Annotated in this window: 27 protein-coding genes; 10 read left to right on the forward strand and 17 right to left on the reverse strand. The window is 68.8% G+C overall.

Annotated elements, in window-relative coordinates:
- Positions 1–10 precede the first annotated feature (10 nt).
- From ABFX45_RS12495 to ABFX45_RS12530, 8 genes are all read left to right on the forward strand, one after another.
- On the forward strand, positions 11–1,060 hold the full coding sequence (locus ABFX45_RS12495) for an ABC transporter permease (RefSeq protein WP_112226582.1): 1,050 nt from the start codon (positions 11–13) through the stop codon (positions 1,058–1,060).
- Positions 1,057–1,827 (forward strand): ATP-binding cassette domain-containing protein, encoded by a 771-nt coding sequence (locus tag ABFX45_RS12500; protein WP_109629321.1) that lies wholly within the window; start codon positions 1,057–1,059, stop codon positions 1,825–1,827. The genes ABFX45_RS12495 and ABFX45_RS12500 overlap by 4 nt, the downstream gene beginning before the upstream one ends.
- Positions 1,824–2,759, forward strand: a complete 936-nt coding sequence (iolC, locus tag ABFX45_RS12505; RefSeq protein ID WP_112226583.1) for a 5-dehydro-2-deoxygluconokinase — start codon at positions 1,824–1,826, stop codon at positions 2,757–2,759. The genes ABFX45_RS12500 and iolC overlap by 4 nt, the downstream gene beginning before the upstream one ends.
- On the forward strand, positions 2,756–3,661 hold the full coding sequence (locus ABFX45_RS12510; RefSeq protein WP_346129798.1) for a Cgl0159 family (beta/alpha)8-fold protein: 906 nt from the start codon (positions 2,756–2,758) through the stop codon (positions 3,659–3,661). The genes iolC and ABFX45_RS12510 overlap by 4 nt, the downstream gene beginning before the upstream one ends.
- The gene (gene iolB / locus ABFX45_RS12515; RefSeq protein ID WP_109629314.1) at positions 3,658–4,545 is read left to right on the forward strand and encodes a 5-deoxy-glucuronate isomerase; all 888 of its coding nucleotides are present in this window, start codon (positions 3,658–3,660) and stop codon (positions 4,543–4,545) included. The genes ABFX45_RS12510 and iolB overlap by 4 nt, the downstream gene beginning before the upstream one ends.
- Entirely contained in the window at positions 4,542–6,395 is a 1,854-nt protein-coding gene (iolD, locus tag ABFX45_RS12520) for a 3D-(3,5/4)-trihydroxycyclohexane-1,2-dione acylhydrolase (decyclizing) (protein ID WP_346129801.1), read from the forward strand. Before iolB ends, iolD begins: the two co-directional genes overlap by 4 nt.
- Before the next feature lie 76 nt (positions 6,396–6,471).
- The gene (locus tag ABFX45_RS12525; RefSeq protein WP_146231349.1) at positions 6,472–7,380 is read left to right on the forward strand and encodes a pentapeptide repeat-containing protein; all 909 of its coding nucleotides are present in this window, start codon (positions 6,472–6,474) and stop codon (positions 7,378–7,380) included.
- Positions 7,381–7,464: 84 nt separating this feature from the next.
- The gene (locus ABFX45_RS12530; protein WP_109629308.1) at positions 7,465–8,454 is read left to right on the forward strand and encodes an NADH:flavin oxidoreductase/NADH oxidase; all 990 of its coding nucleotides are present in this window, start codon (positions 7,465–7,467) and stop codon (positions 8,452–8,454) included.
- 72 nt (positions 8,455–8,526) lie between these two features.
- Here ABFX45_RS12530 and ABFX45_RS12535 read toward each other — a convergent pair whose 3' ends face one another.
- Entirely contained in the window at positions 8,527–8,712 is a 186-nt protein-coding gene (locus ABFX45_RS12535) for a DUF3073 domain-containing protein (protein ID WP_109629306.1), read from the reverse strand.
- A 173-nt stretch (positions 8,713–8,885) separates the two neighbouring features.
- Between ABFX45_RS12535 and ABFX45_RS12540 the strand changes: the two genes are divergently transcribed.
- Positions 8,886–9,746, forward strand: a complete 861-nt coding sequence (locus ABFX45_RS12540) for a DUF8083 family protein (protein ID WP_109629304.1) — start codon at positions 8,886–8,888, stop codon at positions 9,744–9,746.
- Here ABFX45_RS12540 and ABFX45_RS12545 read toward each other — a convergent pair.
- The 5 genes from ABFX45_RS12545 to ABFX45_RS12565 are packed head-to-tail and all read right to left on the reverse strand — an operon-like array spanning position 9,689 to position 13,837.
- A complete protein-coding gene (locus tag ABFX45_RS12545; RefSeq protein WP_346129804.1) occupies positions 9,689–10,870 on the reverse strand; it encodes an MFS transporter in 1,182 nt (393 codons plus the stop codon). The two genes, ABFX45_RS12540 and ABFX45_RS12545, sit on opposite strands and share 58 nt — an antisense overlap.
- Positions 10,871–10,913: 43 nt before the next feature.
- Complete coding sequence (locus ABFX45_RS12550; protein ID WP_109629299.1) at positions 10,914–11,486, reverse strand: RsiG family protein; 573 nt, start codon at positions 11,484–11,486, stop codon at positions 10,914–10,916.
- Between the two features lie 60 nt (positions 11,487–11,546).
- On the reverse strand, positions 11,547–12,371 hold the full coding sequence (locus tag ABFX45_RS12555) for a beta-keto acid cleavage family enzyme (protein WP_109629297.1): 825 nt from the start codon (positions 12,369–12,371) through the stop codon (positions 11,547–11,549).
- An 18-nt stretch (positions 12,372–12,389) separates the two neighbouring features.
- On the reverse strand, positions 12,390–13,451 hold the full coding sequence (gene ygfZ / locus ABFX45_RS12560) for a CAF17-like 4Fe-4S cluster assembly/insertion protein YgfZ (protein ID WP_346129807.1): 1,062 nt from the start codon (positions 13,449–13,451) through the stop codon (positions 12,390–12,392).
- Positions 13,448–13,837, reverse strand: a complete 390-nt coding sequence (locus tag ABFX45_RS12565) for a Fur family transcriptional regulator (protein WP_170154767.1) — start codon at positions 13,835–13,837, stop codon at positions 13,448–13,450. The genes ygfZ and ABFX45_RS12565 overlap by 4 nt, the downstream gene beginning before the upstream one ends.
- Before the next feature lie 72 nt (positions 13,838–13,909).
- On the opposite strand from ABFX45_RS12565, the gene ABFX45_RS12570 reads away from it, so the two are divergent.
- The gene (locus ABFX45_RS12570; RefSeq protein WP_109629291.1) at positions 13,910–14,752 is read left to right on the forward strand and encodes an aminodeoxychorismate lyase; all 843 of its coding nucleotides are present in this window, start codon (positions 13,910–13,912) and stop codon (positions 14,750–14,752) included.
- A 155-nt stretch (positions 14,753–14,907) separates the two neighbouring features.
- Here the strand turns inward: ABFX45_RS12570 and ABFX45_RS12575 are convergent, their stop codons facing one another.
- The 11 genes from ABFX45_RS12575 to ABFX45_RS12620 all read right to left on the reverse strand — a co-directional run bounded on the left by ABFX45_RS12575 (position 14,908) and on the right by ABFX45_RS12620 (position 23,713).
- Positions 14,908–17,442 (reverse strand): glycosyl hydrolase family 18 protein, encoded by a 2,535-nt coding sequence (locus ABFX45_RS12575; protein WP_109629288.1) that lies wholly within the window; start codon positions 17,440–17,442, stop codon positions 14,908–14,910.
- Between the two features lie 84 nt (positions 17,443–17,526).
- Positions 17,527–18,378 (reverse strand): 5-oxoprolinase subunit C family protein, encoded by an 852-nt coding sequence (locus ABFX45_RS12580; protein ID WP_109629286.1) that lies wholly within the window; start codon positions 18,376–18,378, stop codon positions 17,527–17,529.
- A complete protein-coding gene (gene pxpB / locus ABFX45_RS12585) occupies positions 18,375–18,962 on the reverse strand; it encodes a 5-oxoprolinase subunit PxpB (RefSeq protein ID WP_109632874.1) in 588 nt (195 codons plus the stop codon). Before pxpB ends, ABFX45_RS12580 begins: the two co-directional genes overlap by 4 nt.
- A gap of 64 nt (positions 18,963–19,026) precedes the next feature.
- Positions 19,027–19,656, reverse strand: a complete 630-nt coding sequence (locus ABFX45_RS12590) for a heme-binding beta-barrel domain-containing protein (protein ID WP_407656806.1) — start codon at positions 19,654–19,656, stop codon at positions 19,027–19,029.
- Between the two features lie 259 nt (positions 19,657–19,915).
- Positions 19,916–20,215: a DUF1416 domain-containing protein gene (locus ABFX45_RS12595; protein WP_109629284.1), complete on the reverse strand. Its 300-nt coding sequence runs from the start codon at positions 20,213–20,215 to the stop codon at positions 19,916–19,918.
- A 5-nt stretch (positions 20,216–20,220) separates the two neighbouring features.
- The gene (locus ABFX45_RS12600; RefSeq protein ID WP_109629282.1) at positions 20,221–21,066 is read right to left on the reverse strand and encodes a sulfurtransferase; all 846 of its coding nucleotides are present in this window, start codon (positions 21,064–21,066) and stop codon (positions 20,221–20,223) included.
- A 29-nt stretch (positions 21,067–21,095) separates the two neighbouring features.
- Positions 21,096–21,533, reverse strand: coding sequence for a DUF4395 domain-containing protein (locus ABFX45_RS12605; protein WP_109629280.1), 438 nt, complete (start codon positions 21,531–21,533; stop codon positions 21,096–21,098).
- A 72-nt stretch (positions 21,534–21,605) separates the two neighbouring features.
- On the reverse strand, positions 21,606–21,683 hold the full coding sequence (locus ABFX45_RS46425; RefSeq protein ID WP_352235731.1) for a putative leader peptide: 78 nt from the start codon (positions 21,681–21,683) through the stop codon (positions 21,606–21,608).
- Positions 21,684–21,762: 79 nt separating this feature from the next.
- Positions 21,763–22,167 (reverse strand): thioredoxin family protein, encoded by a 405-nt coding sequence (locus ABFX45_RS12610; RefSeq protein ID WP_346129813.1) that lies wholly within the window; start codon positions 22,165–22,167, stop codon positions 21,763–21,765.
- Complete coding sequence (locus ABFX45_RS12615; protein WP_109629276.1) at positions 22,164–22,994, reverse strand: LmeA family phospholipid-binding protein; 831 nt, start codon at positions 22,992–22,994, stop codon at positions 22,164–22,166. The genes ABFX45_RS12610 and ABFX45_RS12615 overlap by 4 nt, the downstream gene beginning before the upstream one ends.
- On the reverse strand, positions 22,991–23,713 hold the full coding sequence (locus ABFX45_RS12620; RefSeq protein ID WP_267899850.1) for an alpha/beta hydrolase: 723 nt from the start codon (positions 23,711–23,713) through the stop codon (positions 22,991–22,993). Before ABFX45_RS12620 ends, ABFX45_RS12615 begins: the two co-directional genes overlap by 4 nt.
- Positions 23,714–23,875: the final 162 nt, after the last annotated feature.

A 23,875-nucleotide genomic window follows, 5' to 3' on the forward strand; every position in this document is an offset into this window, starting at 1 on the left:
GAGCGGGGAGATGACCGTGACGGCCAAGGCTCCACCGGCTGCCGACGAACGGCTGAGCAAGCCCAGGCTGCTCGACCAGTTGGTCGTGCGTCCGGAGATCGGCGCCATGCTCGGCGCACTGCTCGTGTTCCTGTTCTTCTCCGTGGTCACCGAGCAGTTCCTGAGCCTGGGCGGCGCGGCCACGTGGCTGGACGACGCCTCCATGCTCGGCATCATGGCGGTCGCGGTGGCGCTGCTCATGATCGGTGGCGAGTTCGACCTGTCCGCCGGTGTCATGACCGCGTCCACCGCGCTCGTCACGGCTCTCCTCGCCACCCAGCTGGGCCTCAACGTCTGGCTGGCACTGCTGGTGTCGCTCGCCTTCGCGTTGTCGGTGGGCGCGTTGAACGGCTGGCTCGTGATGCGCACGGGCCTGCCGAGCTTCATCGTGACGCTCGGCAGCTTCCTCGCGTTGCAGGGCCTCAACCTCGGCGTCACCCGCCTGGTCACCGGCAGCGTGCAGGTGTCGGGCATGCGTGCCACCGAGGGCTACGAGTCGGCGGGTTTCCTGTTCGCCTCGACGTTCCAGATCGGTGGCGCCAGCTTCTACGTGTCGATCATCTGGTGGGTCCTGTTCACGGTCATCGCCTCGACCGTGCTGGTGCGCACCAAGTTCGGCAACTGGATCTTCGCGATCGGTGGTGCCGCGCAGAGCTCGCGCGCGGTCGGTGTGCCGGTCGTGCGGTCGAAGATCCTGCTGTTCATGACGACGGCGTTCGCCGCGTGGCTCGTCGGCTCGATCAACATCCTGCGGTACGCGAGCGTGCAGGCGAACCAGGGCATCGGCCTGGAGTTCCAGTACATCATCGCGGCGGTGATCGGCGGCTGTCTGCTGACCGGCGGCTTCGGTTCCGCGGTGGGCGCGGCGATCGGCGCGCTGATCTTCGGCATGGCGCGGCAGGGCATCGTCTACGCGGGCTGGAACAGCGACTGGTTCCAGCTGTTCCTCGGCGTGATGCTGCTGGCGGCCGTGCTGGTGAACAACATGCTTCGCCGTCGGGCGGAAAGGGTGAAGCGATGACGTCACTCATCGAGGTCGAGAACATCGGCAAGACCTACGGCAGCGTCATCGCGCTGAGCGATGTGTCCACTGTGGTCAACGCGGGTGAGGTCACCTGCGTGCTCGGCGACAACGGCGCCGGCAAGTCGACGCTGATCAAGATCCTGGCCGGAGTCCATCAGCACGACCAGGGCTCGTTCAAGGTCGAGGGCGACGAGGTCAGGTTCTCGTCGCCGCGCGAGGCGCTGGACCGCGGCATCGCGACCGTGTACCAGGATCTCGCGGTAGTGCCGCTGATGTCGGTGTGGCGCAACTTCTTCCTGGGTTCCGAGCCGACCACCCGCTTCGGCTTCCTGGACCGCAGGAAGGGCCGGGAGATCACCAAGAAGGCGTTGTCCGACATGGGCATCGACCTGCGCGACGTGGAACAGCCGGTCGGCACGCTGTCGGGTGGTGAACGGCAGTGCGTCGCCATCGCCCGCGCGGTGCACTTCGGTGCCAAGGTGCTGATCCTGGACGAGCCGACCGCGGCTCTCGGCGTGAAGCAGGCCGGTGTCGTGCTGAAGTACGTCGCCCAGGCCCGTGATCGCGGCCTCGGCGTCGTGCTGATCACGCACAACCCGCACCACGCCTACCCGGTCGCCAACCGGTTCCTGCTGCTCAAGCGCGGCCGCGCGCTGGGCAGCTACGAGAAGTCGGAGATCGGCATCGAGGAGCTCACGCGCCAGATGGCCGGTGGCGCCGAACTCGAAGCCCTCGCGCACGAGCTGAGGAGTGTCGAGGCGTGACGTCGTCTCTGGAAGTGCTGACCGTCGGCAGGGTCGGTGTCGACCTCTACCCCGAGCAGTCGGGGGTGCCGCTGGCCGAGGTCAGCACCTTCGCCAAGTCGCTCGGCGGCACCGCGACCAACGTCGCGGTCGCCGCCGCGCGGCTGGGGCGCAGGGCCGGTGTCCTCACCAAGGTCGGTCCTGACGGCTTCGGAACCTACGTCCGCCAGGCGCTCGAGGGCTTCGGGGTGTCGTCGGAGCACGTCGGCACCTCGCCCGACCTGCTGACCCCGGTGGTGTTCTGCGAGCTCAACCCGCCGGCGGACCCGCCGCTGCTGTTCTACCGGCTGCCGACCGCGCCGGACCTGACGTTGAACGAGGACGACGTGCCGTGGTCCCTCGTGCGCGACGTCCCGCTGCTGTGGGTGACGGGCACCGGCGTTTCCGCCGAACCCGCCCGTGGCACCCAGCGCATGATGCTCGCCAGTCGGAACCGCAAGTCGCACACGGTGCTCGACCTCGACTACCGGCCGATGTTCTGGCCGGACGTCAAGACCGCGCGCGCCGAGATCGGCTGGATGCTCGACCACGTCACGGTCGCCGTCGGAAACCGGACCGAGGTCGAGGTCGCGGTCGGCACGTCCGACCCCGACGAGGCCGCGGACCGCCTGCTGGCCCGCGGACTGTCGCTGGCACTGGTCAAGAAGGGCGCAGAGGGCGTTCTCGTGGCCACGCCGGAGGGCAGGTGGACCGTCGAGCCCAACCCGGTCGAGGTGGTCTGCGGGCTGGGAGCCGGTGACGCGTTCGGCGGGTCGCTGGTGCACGGCCTGCTGTCGGGCTGGGACCCGGTGAAGATCGCCCGCTACGCCAACGCGGCCGGGGCGATCGTGGCGTCCCGGCTGGCCTGCGCCGACGCGATGCCGGACCAGAAAGAGATCGAGGAGCTGCTGTGATCACTGATGGGCAGTGGCGCGAACTGCTGTGGCGGCGGGCTGAGGACCCCGGCTCGATCAGGCGGGCGTACCAGTTGCGCAAGCGGCGCAATTCGTTGCTGAACGGCAAGTCCACGCTGTTCCTGGTCGCGGCGGACCACCCGGCGCGGGGCGCGCTGGGCGTCGGCGGTGATCCGCTGGCGATGGCCGACCGACGGTCGCTGCTCGCCCGGTTGCTGACAGCGCTGGCGAATCCGGAGGTCGACGGTGTGCTCGGCACACCGGACGTGATCGAGGACCTGCTGCTGCTCGACGGCCTCAACGAGCGCGTGGTCATCGGCTCGATGAACCGCGGTGGCCTGGCCGGTGCGGACTGGGAGATCGACGACAGGTTCACCGCCTACGACGCGGCGTCCATCGCGACGTTCGGGCTGGACGGCGGCAAGATGCTGCTGCGCCTGGTCGACTCGGACCCCGGCACGATCCCGACCCTGGAAGGCTGCGCGCGAGCCGTCACCGAACTCGCTGAACACGGCCTGATGGCGATGGTCGAGCCGTTGCCCTACAAGCGTGATCATAACGACAAGCTGGTGCTGCAGAAGGATTCCGCGGCCTTGTCGCGGGCATCGGCCGTGGCTGCGGGCTTGGGAGCGACCTCCGCGTACACCTGGTTGAAGCTGCCCGCGCCGGACGAGCCGGAGATCGTGCTGGACACCACGGCGCTGCCCGCTCTGGTACTCGGCGGCGTGCCGTCGGCGAATCCCGAGGACGACCTCGCATCGTGGGGCCGTTCGCTGCGCCACCCGACCGTGCGCGGCCTGGTCGTCGGCCGTGCGTTGCTCTACCCGCCGGACGGTGATGTCGCCGCCGCCGTTGCCGCCGCTGCCGAAATCCTGCGTACCGCAAAGGGAGTCACGGTATGACGTTGCACCGTCCACAGGGGACGCTCTCGACTTCCTCGGACGTCATTTCGCTGACGCCGGAGGACGCGGGTTGGGCGTACACGGGACTTCGCGTGCTGCGGATCGAGGCCGGTGGGTCGCGCATCGTCGAGACCGGCGAGTTCGAGGCCTTCGTGCTGCCGCTGGCCGGGTCCTTGACGGTTGACGTCGATTCCGAGCGTTACGAACTGCAGGGCCGTGACTCGGTGTTCACTCGTGTCACGGACTTCGCTTACGTTCCGCGCGACGCCTCGGTCGCTCTGTCCTCTGTAGACGGTTGTGAAGTGGCTTTGCCGATGGCTCGGTGCACCCGGCGTCTTGCTCCGAAGTACGGCCCGGCCGACGCGGTTCCGGTCGAGGTGCGCGGTTCCGGCAACGCCACCCGACAGGTGACCAACTTCGGTGTGCCGGGCGTGTGGGACCACGCGGACAAGCTCAACGCGTGCGAGCTGATCACCCCGGACGGCAACTGGTCCTCGTACCCGCCGCACAAGCACGACTCTTCGGAGCCGTGCGAGGTGAACAACGAGGAGATCTACTACTTCCGCATCGCCGACCGCGACGGCGTGACGCCTTCCCGCACAGGCTTCGGCTTCCACCGCACGTACACCGACGACGGCACGATCGACGAGGACGTGACCGTGCGCGACGGTGACGTGTTCCTGATCCCTCGGGGCTACCACGGTCCGTGCGTCGCGGCGCCGGGATATCCCATGTACTACCTGAACGTTCTCGCCGGACCGGGTGCCGAGCGCTCGATGGCCTTCTGCGACGACCCGGCGCACACGTGGGTCCGCGACAGCTGGGCGACGCAGGAACTCGATCCCCGTTGCCCGGTCACGACTGCTGAGGGGCGGGTCAAGTGAAGCTCACGACCGCGCAGGCACTGGTCCGCTGGATGCTGGCCCAGCGCACCGAACTCTTCGACGGCTCGCACGCGCCGCTGTTCCCCGGCGTGTTCGCGATCTTCGGCCACGGCAACGTGCTGAGCCTCGGCAACGCGCTGGAGGAGGTCCGCGACCGCATGCCGGTGTGGCGCGGCCACAACGAACAGGGCATGGCGCTGGCCGCCGTCGGCATCGGCAAGGCCTCGCACCGCCGCCAGGTCGGCGTCGCCACGTCGTCGATCGGCCCCGGCGCGTTGAACATGGTCACCGCCGCGGGCGTCGCCCACGCCAACCGGTTGCCGTTGCTGCTGCTGCCGGGCGACACCTTCACCGGCCGCGCCCCCGACCCCGTGCTGCAGCAGGTCGAGCACTTCCACGACCCGACCACGACGGTGAACGACGCCTTCCGCGCGGTCAGCCGCTACTTCGACCGCATCACCCGCCCCGAGCAGCTGCTGTCGACCCTTCCGCAGGTGGCGCGGATCCTGACCGACCCGGCCGACTGCGGACCCGTGACCCTGGCTCTGCCGCAGGACGTCCAGGCCGAGTCCTACGACTTCCCGGAGTCCTTGTTCGCCGAGGTCGTCCACCGCCCGTTGCGCCAACGCCCCGACCTGCACTCGCTGGCCGAGGCCGCCAGGGCAGTCCGAGGTGCCTCCCGCCCCCTGCTGGTGCTCGGCGGCGGCGTCCGCTACTCAGGTGCCGCCGGCCGCGCTCTGCGTTTCGCCGAGCAGCACAACATCCCGATCACCGAGACCACCGCGGGCCGCACGCTCGTCCCGCACGACCACCCGCTGCACGCCGGCCCGCTCGGCATCACCGGCTCGACCTCGGCCAACGTCCTGGCGGGCGAGGCCGACCTGGTCATCGCGGTGGGCACCCGCCTGCAGGACTTCACCACCGCCTCGTGGACCGTCTTCTCGCCAGACGTGCGGATGATCTCGTTGAACGCCGCCCGCTTCGACGCGGTGAAGCACGGCTCGACCGCCCTGGTCGCCGACGCCGACGAGGGCCTGCGCGAACTCACCGACGTCCTGGGCTCCTGGCAGGCCCCGCCGGACTGGGCCCGCCGCGCCCTGACCGAACGCGCGAAGTGGGACGAGCACATCACCGCCCTGCGCAAGCCGTCCGCGGGCCTCCCGACCTACGCGCAGGTGGTCGGCGTGGTGAACGACGTCAGCGGCCCGACCGACTACGTCATGACCGCGTCCGGCGGCCTGCCGGGCGAGCTGATCGGCGGCTGGCGCGCGTCCGGCGAGGCCACGATGGACGTCGAGTACGGCTTCTCCTGCATGGGCTACGAACTGGCCGGTGCCTGGGGCGCCGCGATCGCGCACACCGGCGGCGTGGTCACCACCCTGCTTGGCGACGGCTCGTACCTGATGCTGAACTCCGAACTGTTCTCGGCGGCCTTCGCGGGCCACGGCTTCGTGGCCGTCGTCTGCGACAACGACGGCTACGCGGTGATCCACCGCCTGCAAACGGGCCAGGGCGGCGCGGGCTTCAACAACTTGTACGGCGACTGCCTCTCCACCCACGCCGAACCCCCGCGCACCGACTTCGCCGGTCACGCCGCCGCGATGGGCTGCGCGGTGTTCCCGGTGGAGTCCTTGGGTGAGCTCGAAGGCGCCTACCGCAAGGCCCGCGAGGTGGCGGTCGGCGAGAAGCGGCCGGCCGTCGTGGTGATCCGCACGCACCCGTCGTCGTGGACCGAGGCCGGGGCGTGGTGGGAGGTCGGCGTGCCGGAGACCTCGCACCGGCCGGAGATCGCGGCCGCTCGGGAGGAAGTGCTGGAGGGCAAGGCCAGGCAGGTCCGCTACCTGAGCTGAACCCCAACAGCGGATACCGCCGCGCCGAGGTCGTCGACGAGGATTGCCGACCGTGGCGCGGCGGACCGCTTGGCTCGTGACAATCGGAGTTCTCGTCCTGCTCGCGGTGATCGTCGTCGTGCCGCAGTTGCAGGTTGCGAATCTGCCTGACGCCGAACTCCGGCAGGTGGCCGAAGCGGACAAGAGGATCCAACTGCAGCAGGCACAGGAACAGCTTCGGAACAACGTGCGCTCGACCCTGCTTCAGGCCGTCGCCGGACTGCTGGTCGTCATCGGTGCCACCGCGACTTGGTACCAGGTCCGCGTCAACAGGGATGGGCAGATCACCGACCGCTACAGCCGGGCAGTCGAGCACCTCGGCAGCGACAACGTCGACGTGCGGATCGGCGCGCTTTACGCGTTGGAGAGGATCGCCAACAACTCCGCAGAGGACCGCCGGTTCGTTCAGACCACGATCGGCAGTTTTCTGCGCAACCGATCTCCGTGGCCGGCCGGGTCGCCGGGCGCGCCGGAACATCCGACGCCGACCGTCGACGAAACCTTGCCGTGGTTGTGGATGCGTGCCCAGGACGTCGAGACCGCTCTGGTCGTTCTCGCACGTCAGCCGAAGGCGCGCGACGCGCCACCGGTGAGACTGTCCCATGTCGACCTGCGCAGCGCCTACCTGGAGGACCACGATCTGAGCGGCGCGTTGATCCGCCGGTCCAACCTCGCCCGCGCGTGGTTGCCCGGCACTCGGCTGGATGGCTGCGACCTGCATGCAGCTGATCTCCGCTTGGCCAAACTGGCGGGTGCCAGCCTCCGGAAGGCCTCCGTGCGCGAGGCCTACCTCCAAGGAGCCGACCTGCGCGGAGCGGATCTGGAAGGTGCGGATCTGCGGGGCGCGCATGCCGATGCCAAGACCACCTGGCCTGCGGGGTACACGCCCGAAGTCCTGCGCGAACGCGGTGTGATCGACTCCGCAGCGCAACCTCCCGGTGACTGAGACGACCTCACCTCGGGGAACAACACGCCGCCACCCCCTCCTTGAACGGTTCGTAGCCCTACGAACCGTTCAAGGGAGCTTCCCGTGAGCTTGCTGTTCTCCCCGCTGACCCTGCGCTCGGTCACCCTGCCCAACCGCATCGCGGTGAGCCCGATGTGCCAGTACTCGGCGACCGACGGCATCCCGAACGACTGGCACCTGGTCCACCTGGGCTCCCGCGCCGTAGGTGGCGCCGGCCTGGTCATCGCCGAGGCCACCGCGGTCGAGCCGCGCGGCCGCATCTCGCCGGAAGACGTCGGCATCTGGAACGACGAGCAGGTCAAGGCCTGGCAGCCGATCACGAGGTTCATCAAGGCGCAGGGCTCGGTCCCCGGCATCCAGCTCGCGCACGCCGGGCGCAAGGCGTTCGGCGACTGGGTTCCGGTCGCGCCGACCATCGAGCCGTTCCCCGGCCTTAACACGCCGGAGAAGCTCGAACACCACGGAAGCATCGTCAGGGCGTTCGTCGAAGGCGCCATCAAAGCCGTGGAAGCGGGCTTCGAGGTCATCGAGATCCACGCCGCCCACGGCTACCTGCTCCACGAGTTCTACTCGCCGCTCACGAACGAGGGCAGCCTCGAAGAACGCATCGCCGTTCCCGTCGAGGTCACCGCCGCGGTGAGGGCAGCGGTCGGCCCGGACGTGCCGGTGCTCGTGCGGATCTCGGGCACCGACTGGGTGGAGGACGGCTGGACCGCCGACGACAGCGTTGTGCTGGCACAGGCGCTCAAGGCCGCGGGTGCGGACCTGATCGACGTGTCCAGCGGTGGCAACACCGCGCAGGCGGACATCCCGATCGGGCCCGGCTACCAGGTGCCGCTCGCCGAGGCGGTGCGACGCAAGGCAGACGTGCCCACGGGTGCGGTCGGCCTGATCACCGAGGCGACGCAGGCCGAACAGGTGTTGAACGACGGTTCCGCTGACCTGGTGCTGCTCGCGCGCGAGATGCTCCGCGACCCGTACTGGCCGTTGCACGCGGCACGGCAGCTGGGTGCGGAGGTCAAGGCACCGAGGCAGTACGCCAGGGCGTTCTGAAAGCGCCCTCAGAGTTCAAGGGCTGGGCACCGATGATCCGGTTGCCCAACCCTTGAACTCTTCAGGCTGAATTCAGCGACGGTAGTCGTCGTAGTCGTCGTACGGGTCGTCGTGGCGCTCTTCGCCACCACTCCCGTTCGGCGACGTGTCGCCACCAGACAGCTCGCGCTGCAGCGCAGCGAAGTCGGTCTCATGAGAGCTGTACTTGAGCTCCCTGGCGACCTTCGTCTGCTTGGCCTTCGCTCGGCCGCGCCCCATGGCTCGACCCCCTCGCACAGGGACGGGGGCGGCCGGGGGAACGGCGGCCCCACTCGTCTCGACAACTAGTTCCTGGTAACTACCGTACCGTGCCGATGGGGTTCCTCGCGACGCGGTAGGCGTGACACGTACCGCCAAATCTCGCGGCCGCCCTCGCGTGGAAGGATGCACAGGTGCCCAGACCGTTCGTCGCCTACCTACGGGTGTACGAACCGTTATCGGAGTTGGACGCACCGCTAGCGGCCAAGGTCCGAAAAGCCCTGGAAACCGGCCCGATGCCCCGTGCGGAGGTAGGCGACCGTGAACGGGAACTGTGGTTGCGATCACAGTTGAGGAAAAAGCTGCTTCCGGGCGAGTCGTTCGACGTGATGACGATCAGTCCCGCCGAGGTGCCGACCTCTGACACCGCCCGTGTGGGCCCCGGTCCCCTGGTCTGTCCTCTCGACCTCAGGGCGCGGTCCGCGGCGGCTCTGGTGGGCTTCCTGGCCTCTTCTCAGCCGATCCTGCAGGACGCGGCACTCGACGTGGCCCCGGAGACCGTCCGGTCTCGTGCCTCGGCCGTCATGGCGGAGCTCGCGGCGGGAGCGGTCCACGTGATCTCCACGACGTGGACGGTGCCGCTGCCGTGGTTCGCCCTCGTCGACCCCGCCCAGCGCCGCGTGGTGCTGGCGAGCGCCCAGGACGACCCGGAACGACAGGTGTCGTGGCGGGTCGCGATGGCGGACGCCCGCCGCCGCATCGCACGGGCGCTGAAGGTCGTGAAGGCCTCGCTGGGTGACGAGGGGCCGGCAAAGGTCCTCGCCGACACCGGCCGGTGGCTGGAGCACTTCCACCCGCTCTCGGCCGTCGAGCTCGACTACGGCGGCCTGGTGCAGCTGCTGAACGACAAGGACCTGCTGGAGGACACCTCGGCGGTCGACGTCAACGCGATCGTCGACGCGCTGGAGACGGGCGACGCCGAGGAGGTCGCGCTGCGCTACGAGACGCTGCGCGAGTTCTGGAGCGAGCTGGCCCGCAGGGAACGCCACGGCTGAAGCAGCACCCGAGCGGTCACGGCCGCCACGGCGGCCAGCACCATCGCCGCGGGCCACGCCACGTGCACCGCGACGAAGCTCGCGACGAAGGGCGTCACGGCGGCGAAGAGGTAGTTCGCCGAGTTCTGCATGGCGATCGCGGTGGCGCTGCGGCCGTCCGGCGCGAGCTCACCCGCCTCGGTGACCGCCAGGCCGTTCCAGCACAGCGCGAGCACGCTCGTCGGCACCAGGACCGCCACCAGCAGCGGCAACGGGGCTTGATCCAGCACCGCGACCAGTACGAACCCGATCGCGGTGAGCACCGAGACGATCTTCAGCGGTCCGATCCGGCTGCGCACCCGGTCCGACCACACCCCCACGGCCAGCCGTCCGGCCCCGCCGACTGCCTGGGCGACACCGAACACGGCAGCGGCCGCCGTCACGCTCGTGCCGCGGTGATCGTGCAGGAGAGGCACCAGCAGGGCGGTGGCCGTGAACTGAGGCACCACCAGCAGCCCGCTCGCGAGCGACAGCCGCAGCAGCCGGGGGTCCTTGAGCACCAGCCCGTGGTCGGAGCTCGCCCTGACCGCGTCCGGTGGTTCCCGCACCAGCAAGGCCACCGCGACCGCCACGAACGCCGTGACGCCCGCCAAAGCCACGAAAGCCGCGGGCACCCCGGCCGAGATCGCGATGCCGGGCAGGAACGCGGCGGTGAGCGCGGCACCGAGCGGGGTCGCCGTCTGCCGGACACCCATCGCGAGCCCGCGGGACCCGCTGCTGAACCACGACATCACCGCGCGGCCGCTCGCCGCGTTGACGCTGGCCCCGAAGAGTCCGGCACCGAGCAGCGCGAGACCGGCGACCCAGGCGTTGCCCAAGGCGACCGACAGCAGGCATCCGGCGGCTCCGAGACCACCGATGGTCATGACGAGCCGTTCGCCGCGCCGATCCGCGACGACTCCCCACGGCACGAGAGCGATCATCGTGCCGAGGTTGACGGCCCCGAGAAGTAGCCCGACCTGGGGCAACGAGAGGGAAAAGTGCTGCTGCAGCTGCGGGCTGATCGCCGGCAGACCGAGGAACACCGCCGCGTTCGTGCCCTGCGCCAGCGCACCGACGGACAGCACGACCCAGCGGTACCCCATGAGGGCACGCTAGGTCCGCAGCTCAGAAAGTGGAACGCCAGTCTTATCTCTTGGGACGGTGGTGGTGCCCGCGCTCCGCTGCCAGCAGCTCGTCCACCGACGCACTGCCGCGCTGGTAGCGCGAGGCGATCTCGGCGTTGAGCTTGTCCACGACCACCTGCACCTCGCGCCGCCGCACCGACACCGAGGCCTCTTCCGAGATGAGCGTCTCCAGCACCTCGCCGAGGCGGGCGTCGGACAACGAGCTCACGTCGGAGAGGTCCACGTCGGAGATGAGCGCCTCGACGTGCCGTTGATGCGCATCAGCACGTGACGGCTCGTGGGTCTGGTACCGGCCGAGACCGGTCGCCGGACCGACGGCGTTCGTGGACAGGATCGTCGCCAGCTGCTCGACCACCGCCGAACCGCCGGAGCTGCGGCGTTCCTGTTCCGCGCGCACGATGTCGATGCGCGCGTGAAGCAGCCGCCGCAGGTAGGACAGGTCGGTCTCTTCCTGCGCTGCCTCGTCGCGGAGTTCGCGCACCTCGACGAGCGGGCGCTGCTCGACGCCCTCCGTGTAGTCGGGGGCGAGCACCCGGTCGATTCGGCGGCGCCCGCCAGGACGCACCTCGATCACGTGTCCATCCTGCGGTAGATCCTCCTCACCCGCCAACACATCCCATGCACCAAACTTGTCTCAAATGTGCACGCCCAGGAGCTTTCGCGTCTCATCTGGTGACAAAGCCGGTCGTTGCGCGATCTTCGCCAGACCCGCCGCGCGTGCCACGAGCTGTGCGTTGTCCCGCACCGGCACGCCACGCGAGTAGCTGATCGTGTCTTCCATACCCACTCGAAGGTGGCCACCCGCACCCAGTGCGGTGAACATCACCGGAATCGTGGTCCTGCCGATCCCGGTGGCGGAAAACGTTGCCCCATCTGGCAGAGCGTTGACCGCCGCGACCAGCGTGGCGGCGTCACCCGGCATACCGCCGGGCACTCCCATGACGAAGTCCACGTGCACGTGACCACCCGCGGGCAGGCCGTGCTGGTCCAGCAGGCGCTTCAACGACGCGAGCTGGCCGATGTCGAAGATCTCGTACTCCGGCACGATGCCGCGTTCCTGCATGCCCTTGTGCAGCGCGACGATGAACTCCCAGCGGTTCATGAACACGTCGTCGCCGAAGTTGACCGTGCCCATCGTGCAGGACGCAGAGTCCGGCATCGCCTCGAGCACGCGCAGCCGGTCCGACTCGGGGTCGTGCACCGACCCGCCGGTCGAGAGCTGGACGACCAGGCTGGTCTCCGAGCGCAGGGCCTCGACGGTCGCCTTGAGGCGGCCGAGGTCCAGAGTCGGTTTGGCGTCCTCGCCTCGAATGTGGACGTGGATCATCGCCGCGCCGACCTGCTCGCAGCTCTGGGCCGTCGCGACCAGCTCTTCCAGGGTCACTGGAAGCTGCGGGACGTCGGCTTTCGCGTGTTCCGCTCCGGTGGGAGCGACCGTGATGAGCGTGCCCTGGGACATGCGCAGGACTCTAGGGGGTCATCCCCGCAGGTTGCGAACGGCTTCCCGGCCGAGTCCCGGGGTGTCCGGCGGCACCGAGTCGGGGTCGATCCTGGCCTGGCACTCCCTCTCGGGGGTACCGGCGACGAGGTCGGAATCGACCGAAACAGACCGCTTGACCAGCGCCAACGCGACCGGGCCCAGCTCGTGGTGCAGTGCGACGCTGCCCACCCGGCCGACCACTCGCCCGTCGAGCGTCACCGGGTCACCGGTCTCCGGCTGCGCGTCGGCAGAACCATCCAGGTGGAGTAGGAGCATCCGGCGCGGCGGACGGCCCACGTTGTGGACCTTGGCGACCGTCTCCTGACCGCGGTAGCAGCCCTTGTTCAGGTGCACGGCCGGGTCGATCAGGTTGACCTCGTGCGGGATCGTGCGCTCGTCGGTGTCGATGCCCACGCGCGGTCGCAGTGCCTCGACCCGAAGCGCCTCGAACGCGAAGCTGCCGGCCGGGCGCGCACCGGCGTCGGTGATCCGCTGCCACCACTGCGCCAGCTCGGCGCGCGGAACCAGCAGGTCGGCCGCGTCCTGACCCGGCCACGACATGCGGCGCACGAAGCCCTCGCCGAGCGCCTCCACGTCCGAAGGCACCGGGATGCCCAGCTTCTCGAGCAGCGCGGCCGTGTCCGGTCCGACGATCGACAGCAGCGCGAACTCCGCCGTCGCGTCCCGCGGCTCGACCTTCGACCAGAAGACCATCTTCGTCAGGTACGCCAGCAGGTCGTCGACCTTCTCGACGTCTAGGAACACCGTGCCGCCGACGTTCGCGACGACCATGTGGTGCTCGAGCCTGCCCTGCGCGTCGAGGATCAGCGCCTCGGTCGAGGCACCCTCACCGAGCTGCTCGAAGTGCTGGCTCGTCAGCTGGTGCAGCCACGTGAGCCGGTCCTCACCCGGAACCGCGATCACACCGCGGTTCGAGCGGTCCACCACGACGACCGAACGCGCGGCCGAACGTTGCTCGGCGAACGGGTCGCCGTAGTGCCAGGCAACGCCTGCGTCGGTGGAATCGTCGGGCGGTGGGACGGCTCCTGGGAGGGTCACTCGGTCTCCTGCTCCTGCTTCAAACAGTCGCGGCACGTGCCGGACAGCGCGAGATGGCTTGCATCAAGTTCGAACCCGTCGCGCTCCCGCAATGTTCCGACCAACGGGTCGAGCAGCTCACACGGGATCTCGTCGATCCGTCCGCAGGCGTGACACACCAGGTGCACGTGCTGGTGCTCGTCGACCGAGTAGCTCGGCGCGCCGTGGCCGAGGTGCGTGTGCCGCACCAGCCCGAGCCGGTCGAGCAGGTCGAGCGTGCGGTAGATCGTCGTGATGTTGACCGTCGGCGCCGTCTCCTGGACGCGCTGACAGATCTGCTCCGGCGTCGCGTGCCCGAGCGAGCGGACCGCGTCCAGCACGAGCTGGCGCTGCGGCGTCATCCGCATGCCGCGGTCGTGCAGCGTTTTGCGCAGGCCTCTTGCGGTCTCCACAGCACCGATGTTAGTAGGCTCCGACTCATGCGCGTGCTGGCACTGCTCGACGGAACCCTCGCTGACCCCGACTCGCCGCAGATCCGCGTCGACGACCTCGGACTCATGCGCGGCGACGGCGTGTTCGAAACGATCCTCGTGGTCGACGGGAAGCCCCGCGAACTCACGCCGCACCTGGACCGGCTCGACCGGTCCGCCGCGATGCTCGACATGCTTCCGCCGCCGCGCGCCGAGTTCGAACGCGCTGTCGAGCTGGTTCTCGGCAACTGGACCGGCAGCAGGGAGTTCGCCCTCAAGCTCGTCTACACCCGCGGTGTCGAGGGCGGCGACGGCACGCCCACCGGTTTCGCGCTCGGCATGGAGATCGGCGCGAAGGTGCTCAAGCAGCGCGCGGAGGGCCTGTCCGCGGTGACGCTGGACCGCGGCATCGACGCGGACCTCGCCGACCGCGCGCCGTGGCTGCTGCTGGGCGCCAAGTCGCTGTCGTACGCGATCAACATGGCCGCCATCCGCGAGGCCGAGCGCCGCGGTGCCGCCGAGGTCATCTTCACGACGTCGGACGGTTCCGTGCTGGAGGGCCCGACCTCGACCGTGATCCTCGTGCGCGGCAAGACGCTGGTCACGCCACCGTCGAAGCTCGGCATCCTGCCCGGCACCACGCAGTACGCGTTGTTCCGCGCCGCCGAGCGCGCCGGCTGGACCGTGCTCGTGGAGCCGATCCAGACCGGCGAGCTCTACGACGCCGAGGGCGTGTTCCTCGCGTCCAGCGTCCGCAAGATCACGCGGGTGAACGTGCTGGACGGCAAGCAGCTGCCCGACTCGTCGGCCCTGCTGACCGAGCTGCAGGGCCTGTACGAGTCCGAGTACTGAGAGTGCGGTGACCGCGACCAGCGTCGGTGCTTCCGGCGCCCAGTAGGGCACCTCGCGGCCCCGCCCCGTATGTCCAATATGAGGACGTGGGGACGGCGCCACGATGCACCCGCCTGGACGTCGAAATCACGCGATGCCGACCGCGGTCACCGCACTCAACGGAGTCCGGAATCGACCGCGGTCATCAACGGGCCGCGGTCGCCCGACATCTCCCAGATCATCGCTCCCAGCAGGTTCTTCGACTTGAGCCACGCGGTCTTGCGCTGGATCGACCACGCGTCGTCGAAGGTCCACCACTGGTTGCCCGTGTAGCAGTACGTCGCCACGGCCTGCTCGTCGTGGTGGACGGTGCAGTTCGGGACGCTGGCCACGAGATTGCTGTACCCACGCGTGCCCGCTTCCTCGGCGAACTGGCCGGGAGCCGCGCCACCCGCCGCCTGCCACTCACCGTTCTTGCCGCCGGCCGTCACGTTCTGCCAGCCGCGGCCGTAGAACGCGAGCCCGACGGTGATCTTGCGTGGCGGCACACCGGCGTCGAGGTACTGCTGGACCGCGCTCTCCACGCTGAAGTGGAACGGGTACGGGTCGTCCGCGTCGGCGTACAGGTTGCCCTGGTGGCCCGTCCGGTTCGGCTCCCACGAGTTGTCGCTGCCCGCGCCGTGGAAGTCGTAGCCCTGGACGTTGAAGATGTCCATCGACTGCGCGACCCGGCCGAGCTCCCAGCCCGCTGCGATCTTGGCCGGGTCGGCCGGGGTGAACGCGGTGAGCTGGTAGCGCTTGCCGGTCGAGGCGCCCAGCGCGTCGAGCTGACGGCGGAACTCCTCGATCAGCAGCGAGTTGTTCACCTTGTCCTGCGGGCCCCAGTGGTTGCCGGGGTGTCCCTCTGCGCCCGGCCACTCCCAGTCGAGGTCGATGCCGTCGAAGATGCCCGCCGCTGTGCCGGGACCACCAGCGCCGTTGTACACGGGCAGGTTGCCCTTGATGTAGATGTCCAGGCACGACGACACGAACTTCTTGCGCGCCGCGTCCGTAGCCGCGACGTCGGAGAAGTACTTCGAGTACGTCCAGCCGCCGAGTGAGATCAGCACCTTGAGGTGCGGGAACCTCGCCTTGAGCTTCTTGAGCTGGTTGTAGTTTCCGCGCAACGGCTCCCAGCCGGAGTCCGCCACACCGTCGACGGACTGCGCCGCGCTCATCGGCCTGCTGTAGTCGGCTTCCGCGTCACCCGCGCCGTCGCCCTGGTTCGGGTCCTGCGGGTTCGGCGTGGTGCCCTTCGTAACGCCGTGCAGGCACGTCAGGTTGACGGGATCGATGTTGCCGAACGCGTAGTTGATGTGAGTCAGCTTCGCGGCGTCCATGTCCTTCACGAAGTACTGGCGCCCGTAGATGCCCCACTGCACGAAGTACCCGACACGGGCGTATCCGCCGACGATGTCACTTGTGCTCTCGGTCAGCGCGTTGCTCGGCGACGACAGGTTGTCGTAGATGTCCCGTGCCCTGACCGTGAACGTGTAGCTCGTCGACGGCGCGAGGCCGGTGACCGTCGCCGTGGTGCCGGAGACCGTCATCTTCACGGCCGTGCCCATGTGGACGTCGTAGTTCGCGACACCGCGGTTGTCCGTGGATGCGTTCCACGCCAACGAGATGCTGCCAGCGTCCTTCGCCGTGACGCGCAGGTTGCCCGGTGTGGTCGGAGGCGTGGTGTCGTCGGCGGGGTTGTTGGTCGTGACGCTCAGCGCGCCGCTCGGTGCGCTCAGCGTTCCCTTGGTGTCCTTGGCCTTCACCGTGAACGAATAGGCGGTGTTCGGGTTCAGGCCGGTGACGATCGCGGACGTCGTGGTGCTCGTGGTCGCCAGCGCCGCGCCGTTGTAGATCTCGTAACCGGCGATCGGCAGCGAGCCCGCGGTGGAGGCGTTCCACTGCAGCGTCACCGTGCGCGTGGTCTTGGTCGGTGACGTCAGACCCGTTGGGGTGCTTGGTGGTGTGTCCGCGCTGCCGTCGCAGTTCGCGTTGTTGATCCGGCAGGTCACCGGGTCGGCGTTCGAGCTGATCGAGAACGTCGGGCTGTACGGCTCGGTGCTCCCGCCCGCCGCGACCGTCTTGTTGTAGTGGGCAGGGGTCACGGTGACCTGGTTGCCGCTCTGGCTGACCGTGCCGTTCTGACCGTTGCTGACCGTCACGCCGTTGGGCAGCGTGAAGACGATCGACCAGTCGCTGATCGCGGCGGTGGTGTGGTTGCGCACGATGAACTTCGCCGTGCCACCGGCGACCGAGTAGTCGGCCGTGACGCCGGTCGGTGCCGGCGCGGGGTCACCGCTGCCGTCGCACGCCATGTTGTTGATCGTGCAGGTGGTCGGGTCGGCTGCGGCGCTCAGCGTGAACGCCGGGCTGTAGGGCTCGGTGTTGCGCCCGGCCGGGATGTTGTTGATGTAGAAGGCAGGAGTGAGCGTCACTCTCGTGCCGTTCTGGGTGGTCGTGGCGTTCTGGACGTTGCTCACCGTGACACCGGCGGGCAGGTCGAACTTGATCGACCACCCGTTGAGCGCGGTCGTGCTCGCGTTGGCGACCACGAACTTGCCGCTCGTACCGGTGCGGGAGAAGGTCGCGGTGATGCCCGTGCCGGCGTGTGCAGGGACCGCCAGGGCGAGTACAGCGACCAGAACAGCCAGCAGTGCAGGGATTCGGCGCATGCGGAACTCCAGGTTGGTAGAGGTCCGCGGCGGCCTGACGGTTACGGTATTTGGTCTGGACCACTGGCGTCAACGCCGCGGTCCTCAGCCGATCGGGCGGAACCGCACGCTCGTCCCCGGCCGAGCCTGCCCGAGGAACCGCAGGTGATCACGGTCGACGACGCCGATGACCGGATAGCCGCCCGTCGTCGGGTGGTCGTTCAGGAAGACCACGGGCTGCCCGTCCGGTGGCACCTGGACCGCGCCGGTGATCATGCCCTCGCTGGGAATCTCGCCGTCACGACGATTCAGCTTCGTGCCGCCGAGCCGCACGCCGACCCGGTTGCTGCGGTCGGACACCGTCCAGGACCCTTGCCGCAGCTGGGTTTCCGCGTCGTCGAACCAGTCGTCCCTGGGGCCGAGCCTGATGGGCACGTGGAGCTCCTGCGGCGCTCGCAGCGGTGGCACGACGTCGGCGCCGGCTGCCGGGCCCGGCGAACCGAGTTCGAGAACGTCGTTGTCCCGCAACGGGGCTGGACCGATCCCGGAGAGCAGGTCGGTGGAGCGGCTGCCCAGTTCTTCTGGCGTGTCGATGCCGCCGGAGATGGCGAGGTAGTTGCGCAGGCCGGTGTCCGGGGTGCCGATCTCCAGCGTCGACCCCTTGGCGAGGTGCACCGGCTGGTGCGAGTCGGCGAGCTTGCCGTCGATCCAGACCCGCACCGCCGGTCCGGTCACCGCGATCGTGCAGGACGCCTCGGCCGTGATGCGCGCGCCGCCCAGCAGGAGCTCGAGCCCGGCGGCGGTCTCCCGGTTGCCGACGAGGCGGTTGGCGAGCTTGAGGGAGTCCGGGTCGACCGCGCCGGACGGCGGGACGCCGAGGTGGGCGTGACCGGGCCGGCCGAGGTCCTGGACCAGGGCCTGCGGGCCGGTGCGGATGACCGTGACGCTGCGCTTCACGCGACCACGAACCTGACGCTGTCGCCGGGCTGGAGGAGCGCGGGGGTCTCGGCCTTCGGGTCGAACAGCGTGATCTCCGTCCGGCCGATCAGCCGCCAGCCGCCCGGTGTGGCTCTGGGGTAGGCAGCGGTGAACTCGCCCGCGATGCCGACGCTACCCGCCGGGACCTTCGTGCGCGGGGAGTCGAGTCTCGGCTGCTGGAGGACTTCCGGCAGGCCGGTCAGGTAGCCGAAGCCGGGCGCGAAACCGCAGAACGCGACCTCGTAGGTGGCCGCGGTGTGGAGTCTGACGACCTCGTCCGGGGTGATGTTCGCCGTCTCGGCGACGAGGTCCAGGTCGGGGCCGTCGTAGGTGACCGGGATGGTGACCTCGCGGGACCGGGTTTCCGGTGCGTGGCTGAGGTCGACGGTGGCCAGCACCTCCCTGACCTGCGGGAGGGCGCCCTTGACCAGCACTGTCCTGGCGGCGGGAACCAGCTCTTCGACACCGTCGAGGTGCTGCAGCGCCGCACGTACGGCCGCGACCTCGGTCAGCGAGTCGACCTCGACGAGGAGCGCATCAGTTCCGCAGCGCCGCAGCAACATGGACACATGCTACGGGGAATCGTGGGATTGTTGAACAATCCCACGACCCGAAATCGCGTGTCTTTCAGCCGACGACGCGCTTGAGGTGCGCGGACGCGTGCGGCTGCAACTTCTGCCCGACCATCGCCCGCTCCTCGACGTACGCGAGGTCGCCGTTGTTGACGATGCCGTACAGGCGCTGCGAGGCCGTGACGTCCTTCGCGCTCGCGGTGCGGATGACCGCGTCCGTCTCGAACTCCCACGACGTCTGGGTGCGCGGCTTTCCGTAGTACAGCTCGACGATGCCCGTGTTGTGGGTCAGCAGCAGCTCGATCGTGTCGTCGGGCTGGGGACGCCAGAAACCCTGCTCGCGAGCCGCCGGGCGGATGACCTCGCCGGCCTCGTTGAGCAGCCACGACCTGGCCTCGTAGACGAGGAACGGACGGCCGTCGTGGGCGAACGTGATCTGCTGGCCGAAGCGGAACGGGCCGTCGATCGTCGGGTAGACGATCTCTCCCTCGCCTCGCCACACGCCCACCAGCGGAAGGACGCTCAGGAGGGCGTCGTTCAGGTTGGCGCCTTCGCGCAGGTTCGCGGTGTCGCCCGGGACGGGCATGTCCGTGAACTGCGGGAGGTTGCGGGCTCTCGTGGCAGCGGCACGTTCTTCCGCCAGGCGGATGGCCTCGTCGCCGCTGCCAGGGATCGGAGTCGTCATCGCTGGTCGGAGTAGAGGCGGTAGACGACGTAGCCCGCGAACCACATGACCGCGATCGTCACTAGTACCAGGAGTCCGGTGAAGATGTGTTCCACCGGGAGAGGATATCTCGCGTGGTCTGACGTGCACTGTTGTGGTGGTGCAGGACACGAGGCGCCGAGTGGTCCGCGTGCTGGTGATGGTGTCCAACCACCGCCAACACGTGGAAGGCCCCGGCGGTGGTGTACCGCCGGGGCCTTCGTCACACCGACCAAGCGTGTCAGGCGACCGCGATCTCCACCGCGTGGACGCCAGGACCCTCGGCCGACACGTCGGCCTGGCCGTTGCCCGTGCGGTGCAGGGCACGGACGGTCCAGCTGCCCGGCGCCGCGAAGAACCGGAAGTCACCCTCCGGGGAGGAGACGACCTCGGCGGTGAACTCGCCGGTCGAGTCGAGCAGGCGGACGTAGGCGCCGCCGACGGGGGCGCCGCCGGACACGACCTTGCCCTGCAGGACCGTCTCCGTGGTGGAGACCTCCACCGTGCCGCCCTGGACGGGCGCGCCGCAGGAATCACTCATGATGATCAGGCCTCCTTGCCGGAACCGAGTTCGATCGGCACGCCGACGAGCGAGCCGTACTCCGTCCAAGAACCGTCGTAGTTCTTGACGTCTTCGTGGCCGAGCAGCTCGCGCAGGGCGAACCAGGTGTGCGAGGAGCGCTCGCCGATGCGGCAGTAGGCGATGGTCTTGCGGGAGCCGTCGAAGCCTGCCTCGGCGTAGATCTCGCGGAGTTCGTCGTTGGACTTGAAAGTGCCGTCCTCGTTCGCGGCCTTGCTCCACGGCACGTTCACGGCCGAGGGGATGTGGCCTGCGCGCTGGGCCTGCTCCTGCGGGAGGTGGGCCGGGGCGAGGAGCTTGCCGGAGAACTCGTCGGGGGAGCGGACGTCGACGAGGTTCTTCTTGCCGATGGCGTCCACGACCTCGTCGCGGAAGGCACGGATCGTGAGGTCCTGCTCCTGGGCCTTGTAGGAGGTCGCCTCGCGGGTGACCTCTTCCTTGTCCAGGGGGCGGCCGTCGAGCTCCCACTTCTTGCGGCCGCCGTCGAGGAGCTTGACGTCGTTGTGGCCGTAGAGCTTGAAGTACCAGTAGGCGTAGGCGGCGAACCAGTTGTTGTTGCCGCCGTAGAGGATGACGGTGTCGTTGTTGGAGATGCCCTTGGCCGAGAGCAGCTTCTCGAAGCCCTCGCGGTCGACGAAGTCGCGGCGGATCGGGTCCTGCAGCTCGTTCTTCCAGTCGATCTTGACGGCGCCGGGGATGTGCCCGCCGTCGTACGCGGTGGTGTCCTCGTCGACCTCCGCGAACACGACGCCGGGCGTCTGGAGGTTCTCCTCGGACCAGGCGGCCGAGACCAGCACGTTCTCACGGCTCATGGGAAGTTGCTCCTGTAGTAGTGCGTGTTTTATTGCGGACGTGCGAGCGCGGGTGCGTACCGGCGCAGCAGCAGGTACACCTCGCACCCGAGGCACAGGCCAAACGCGGCGTTGAGCAGTGCTGCCACCAGTGCGAGGCTCGTGGCCACGGTGCCCAGCGCGGTCAGGCCGGTGGCGTAGCCGAGGGTGCCGATCAGTGCGAAGACGAAACCGACGCCCTGGGCGAAGCGCAGCGGGGCTGCTTCTTCGCGTTCGGTGGTCGGGGTCAGGCGGGGCTGGACGGCGAAGCGGTAGACGTGCCCCCACGGGTTGAGCTTCAGCGAGATGAACGCGCACAACGCGAAGAGCACCGTCTGGGCGGCGAGCAGGCGCCACCAGCCGGTGAGCAGGACGATGGCCAGGACGACGGTGGTCATCCAGGCGGAGAAGCGCGGTCCGCGCGGGTCTACTGGGGCATCTTTGGGCACGACGACCTCCGGACATTCGGACGAGGAGAATTCAGTCCGTCAGAGGTGGCTGTTGGGCGTCAAGCGGCCCAATCAGCTCGTCGTGCGACACAGGCTGCTGCGCACGCGGCACAGGTCAACCGCGCGTCGCTTCGTGAGCAGCATGGTCATGCCAGCGAGGGTAGTACTCGATCCCTCGGTCCGGGAGTCATGTCCATCAGGTGGAACAACCCAGGTTCACTCGACCGGATTACGGCAGATGTGGTTGCAAAGCAGCCAGGAGTGTGTCGCGTTTCGGCACGCCACCGACTCGCAACACCTCGGTGCCGTCGTCGGTCAGGGCCAGTGTGGTCGGCGTGCGCATCACGCCCAGGGCGGCTGCGACGTCCGGCAGGTTCGTCACGTCGAGCTCGGCGTGGGTGAGGCCGTCGGTGCGGTCGGCGAGATCGGAGAGGATCACCTTCGCGTGCCGGCACGGCGCGCAGAACGTGGTGGAGAGCTGGACCAGGGTCACTCCCGGCGCGAGCAGGTCGCGCACGGGAGCCGGCAGGTCGACGGACTCGTTGCGAGAGATGCGGCCCTCCCTGGCCTTGAGCAGCACGCCGATCGCACCGGCCGCGGCCAGCGCGCCCAGCAGCGCCCACACACCAGTCATCGCTGGACCAACGGTACATCCGTGATCACACCGCGGAGGATGAATGCACCGCTTTCCACCTCAACGGCGGTGGGCGTCGCGCCGAACGGCAGCGTGCCGGGGTCGATCTTGATCGCGAGGGCCTGGCGCAGCTGCGGGATGATCTGCTTGAGCGAGGCGTCCTCGAGCTCGATGTCGTCGACGGTGATCTGGATGGCGCCGCTGGCCAGTGCGATCTGGCCGTACGCGGTGAGCGTCACGACCTTGCCTGCGACGTTGGTCTGGCCGGAGAGCTTGATCGCCGCGGTCGTCTTGGGCGCGGTGGTGGTGGCGCCGGCGGCCGGGGTGGGCGTCGCGAGGCGGTTGTCCGGCTCGATCGAGAGCTTGTCGAACGGCGTGACCTGGTTCGCGAGCCGGTTCAGGTCGAGCGCCTTGATCTTGATGCTGCCGTCGACCTGGTCGATGGTCGCCTTGGAGACGTTGCCCGCGAGCAGGTCGGCGAGTTCGACGCGGGTGTGCCGCAGGTCGGCCGAGATGTCGAGGTCGCGCAGGTCGAGGCCCTGCTGCTCGTTCCTGATCGGCACGCCGTTCGCGTCGATCCGCACGTGCTTGTAGTCGCCGCGGACCGCCTGCAGCATGAACGGGAAGCCGTTGATGCGCACCGACGGGTCCTCGTTGAGCTGCAGCTTCTCCCGCATGCGCTGGGCGATCTGGTACTCGCCGGCCGCGGCCAGCGCGAAGTCGGCGGCCACCAGCAGCACGCCGAGCACGAGCACCGTGATGATGAGGAACTTGCCGCGCCGCGACTTCTTCTTCGGCCGTGGGTGGGTCGGAGTGTGCGCAGTCATTCCTCGTCCTCGACGTTGCCGGCGATCCATGCCGCCATCCGGTCTACCAGGTCTGGAGTCGCGGCTGATTCCGCGTGCCGCATGCCGGTCTCGATCCACAACTCGGCATGTCCCAAGGACGCGCGGTGCAGTGACATGGCGTGCTCCGGACCGAAATAGTGATCCAGGTCACCGTGCACGATCAGCAGTGGGGTGGGCGTGATGCGCGCCACCACCTCCAGCGGACTCTCGGGCGGTTGTACCCAGCTGTCGCCGAGCCGAACCCCGATCGCCCGTGCCGCGAGCTTGCCGTGCGGCTGCTCCAGCAACCAGTGCACCCGCCGCATTGGCGCGGTCTCACGCGACCACCACCTTGCGGGAGCGCTCACGGCGACCACGGCGTCCGGCCTGGTCTGACCCAGTGCGGCGTGCCGGATGACGATCGAAGCGCCCATGGAGAACCCGATCGTGGCGATCTTCGAGTAGCCGAGCTCGCGAGCTTTGAGGACCGCGGCCTCGATGTCGTGGACCTCGTCCGCGCCGACCGTGGACCGTCCTTCGGAGCGTCCGTGACCGCGGAAGTCGAACGCGACGACACCGGCGTGCGTGGCCAATCGGGCAAGCAGCCGAGCGACGTACGGTTTCTGCACGTTGTTCGTGAATCCATGCCCCACAACGAAAGCGAGGTCGCTTTCACCCTTGTAGTGGACGCCGTGCAGACGTACGCCGTCATGTGACATGGATGTAACAGGCGTGACGCTTGTGGAAACAACTGTGAGCACGGCTTCTTGACCTGGGACTTTCTGGGGGTGCACCGGTATTGTCTCCGTCATCCGCAGGCAACGGGGCCCGGTCACCGTACGCCGCTGGTCTGGTCGAGGTGACCTGACCACGGCCGATTA

This window comes from Lentzea roselyniae (assembly GCF_039537795.1).
GTDB classification, from domain to species: domain Bacteria; phylum Actinomycetota; class Actinomycetes; order Mycobacteriales; family Pseudonocardiaceae; genus Lentzea; species Lentzea atacamensis.

Coding starts and splice junctions, on each gene's coding strand:
- ABFX45_RS12495 (WP_112226582.1), top strand. CDS start 11: ATGACCGTGACGGCCAAGGCTCCACCGGCTGCCGACGAACGGCTGAGC.
- ABFX45_RS12500 (WP_109629321.1), top strand. CDS start 1,057: ATGACGTCACTCATCGAGGTCGAGAACATCGGCAAGACCTACGGCAGC.
- iolB (WP_109629314.1), top strand. CDS start 3,658: ATGACGTTGCACCGTCCACAGGGGACGCTCTCGACTTCCTCGGACGTC.
- ABFX45_RS12535 (WP_109629306.1), bottom strand. CDS start 8,712: ATGGGGCGCGGCCGAGCGAAGGCCAAGCAGACGAAGGTCGCCAGGGAG.
- ABFX45_RS12545 (WP_346129804.1), bottom strand. CDS start 10,870: ATGGGGTACCGCTGGGTCGTGCTGTCCGTCGGTGCGCTGGCGCAGGGC.
- ABFX45_RS12555 (WP_109629297.1), bottom strand. CDS start 12,371: ATGTCCCAGGGCACGCTCATCACGGTCGCTCCCACCGGAGCGGAACAC.
- ABFX45_RS12565 (WP_170154767.1), bottom strand. CDS start 13,837: ATGCGGATGACGCCGCAGCGCCAGCTCGTGCTGGACGCGGTCCGCTCG.
- ABFX45_RS12570 (WP_109629291.1), top strand. CDS start 13,910: ATGCGCGTGCTGGCACTGCTCGACGGAACCCTCGCTGACCCCGACTCG.
- ABFX45_RS12575 (WP_109629288.1), bottom strand. CDS start 17,442: ATGCGCCGAATCCCTGCACTGCTGGCTGTTCTGGTCGCTGTACTCGCC.
- pxpB (WP_109632874.1), bottom strand. CDS start 18,962: ATGTTGCTGCGGCGCTGCGGAACTGATGCGCTCCTCGTCGAGGTCGAC.
- ABFX45_RS12590 (WP_407656806.1), bottom strand. CDS start 19,656: ATGACGACTCCGATCCCTGGCAGCGGCGACGAGGCCATCCGCCTGGCG.
- ABFX45_RS12595 (WP_109629284.1), bottom strand. CDS start 20,215: ATGAGTGATTCCTGCGGCGCGCCCGTCCAGGGCGGCACGGTGGAGGTC.
- ABFX45_RS12600 (WP_109629282.1), bottom strand. CDS start 21,066: ATGAGCCGTGAGAACGTGCTGGTCTCGGCCGCCTGGTCCGAGGAGAAC.
- ABFX45_RS46425 (WP_352235731.1), bottom strand. CDS start 21,683: ATGACCATGCTGCTCACGAAGCGACGCGCGGTTGACCTGTGCCGCGTG.
- ABFX45_RS12610 (WP_346129813.1), bottom strand. CDS start 22,167: ATGACTGGTGTGTGGGCGCTGCTGGGCGCGCTGGCCGCGGCCGGTGCG.
- ABFX45_RS12615 (WP_109629276.1), bottom strand. CDS start 22,994: ATGACTGCGCACACTCCGACCCACCCACGGCCGAAGAAGAAGTCGCGG.
- ABFX45_RS12620 (WP_267899850.1), bottom strand. CDS start 23,713: ATGTCACATGACGGCGTACGTCTGCACGGCGTCCACTACAAGGGTGAA.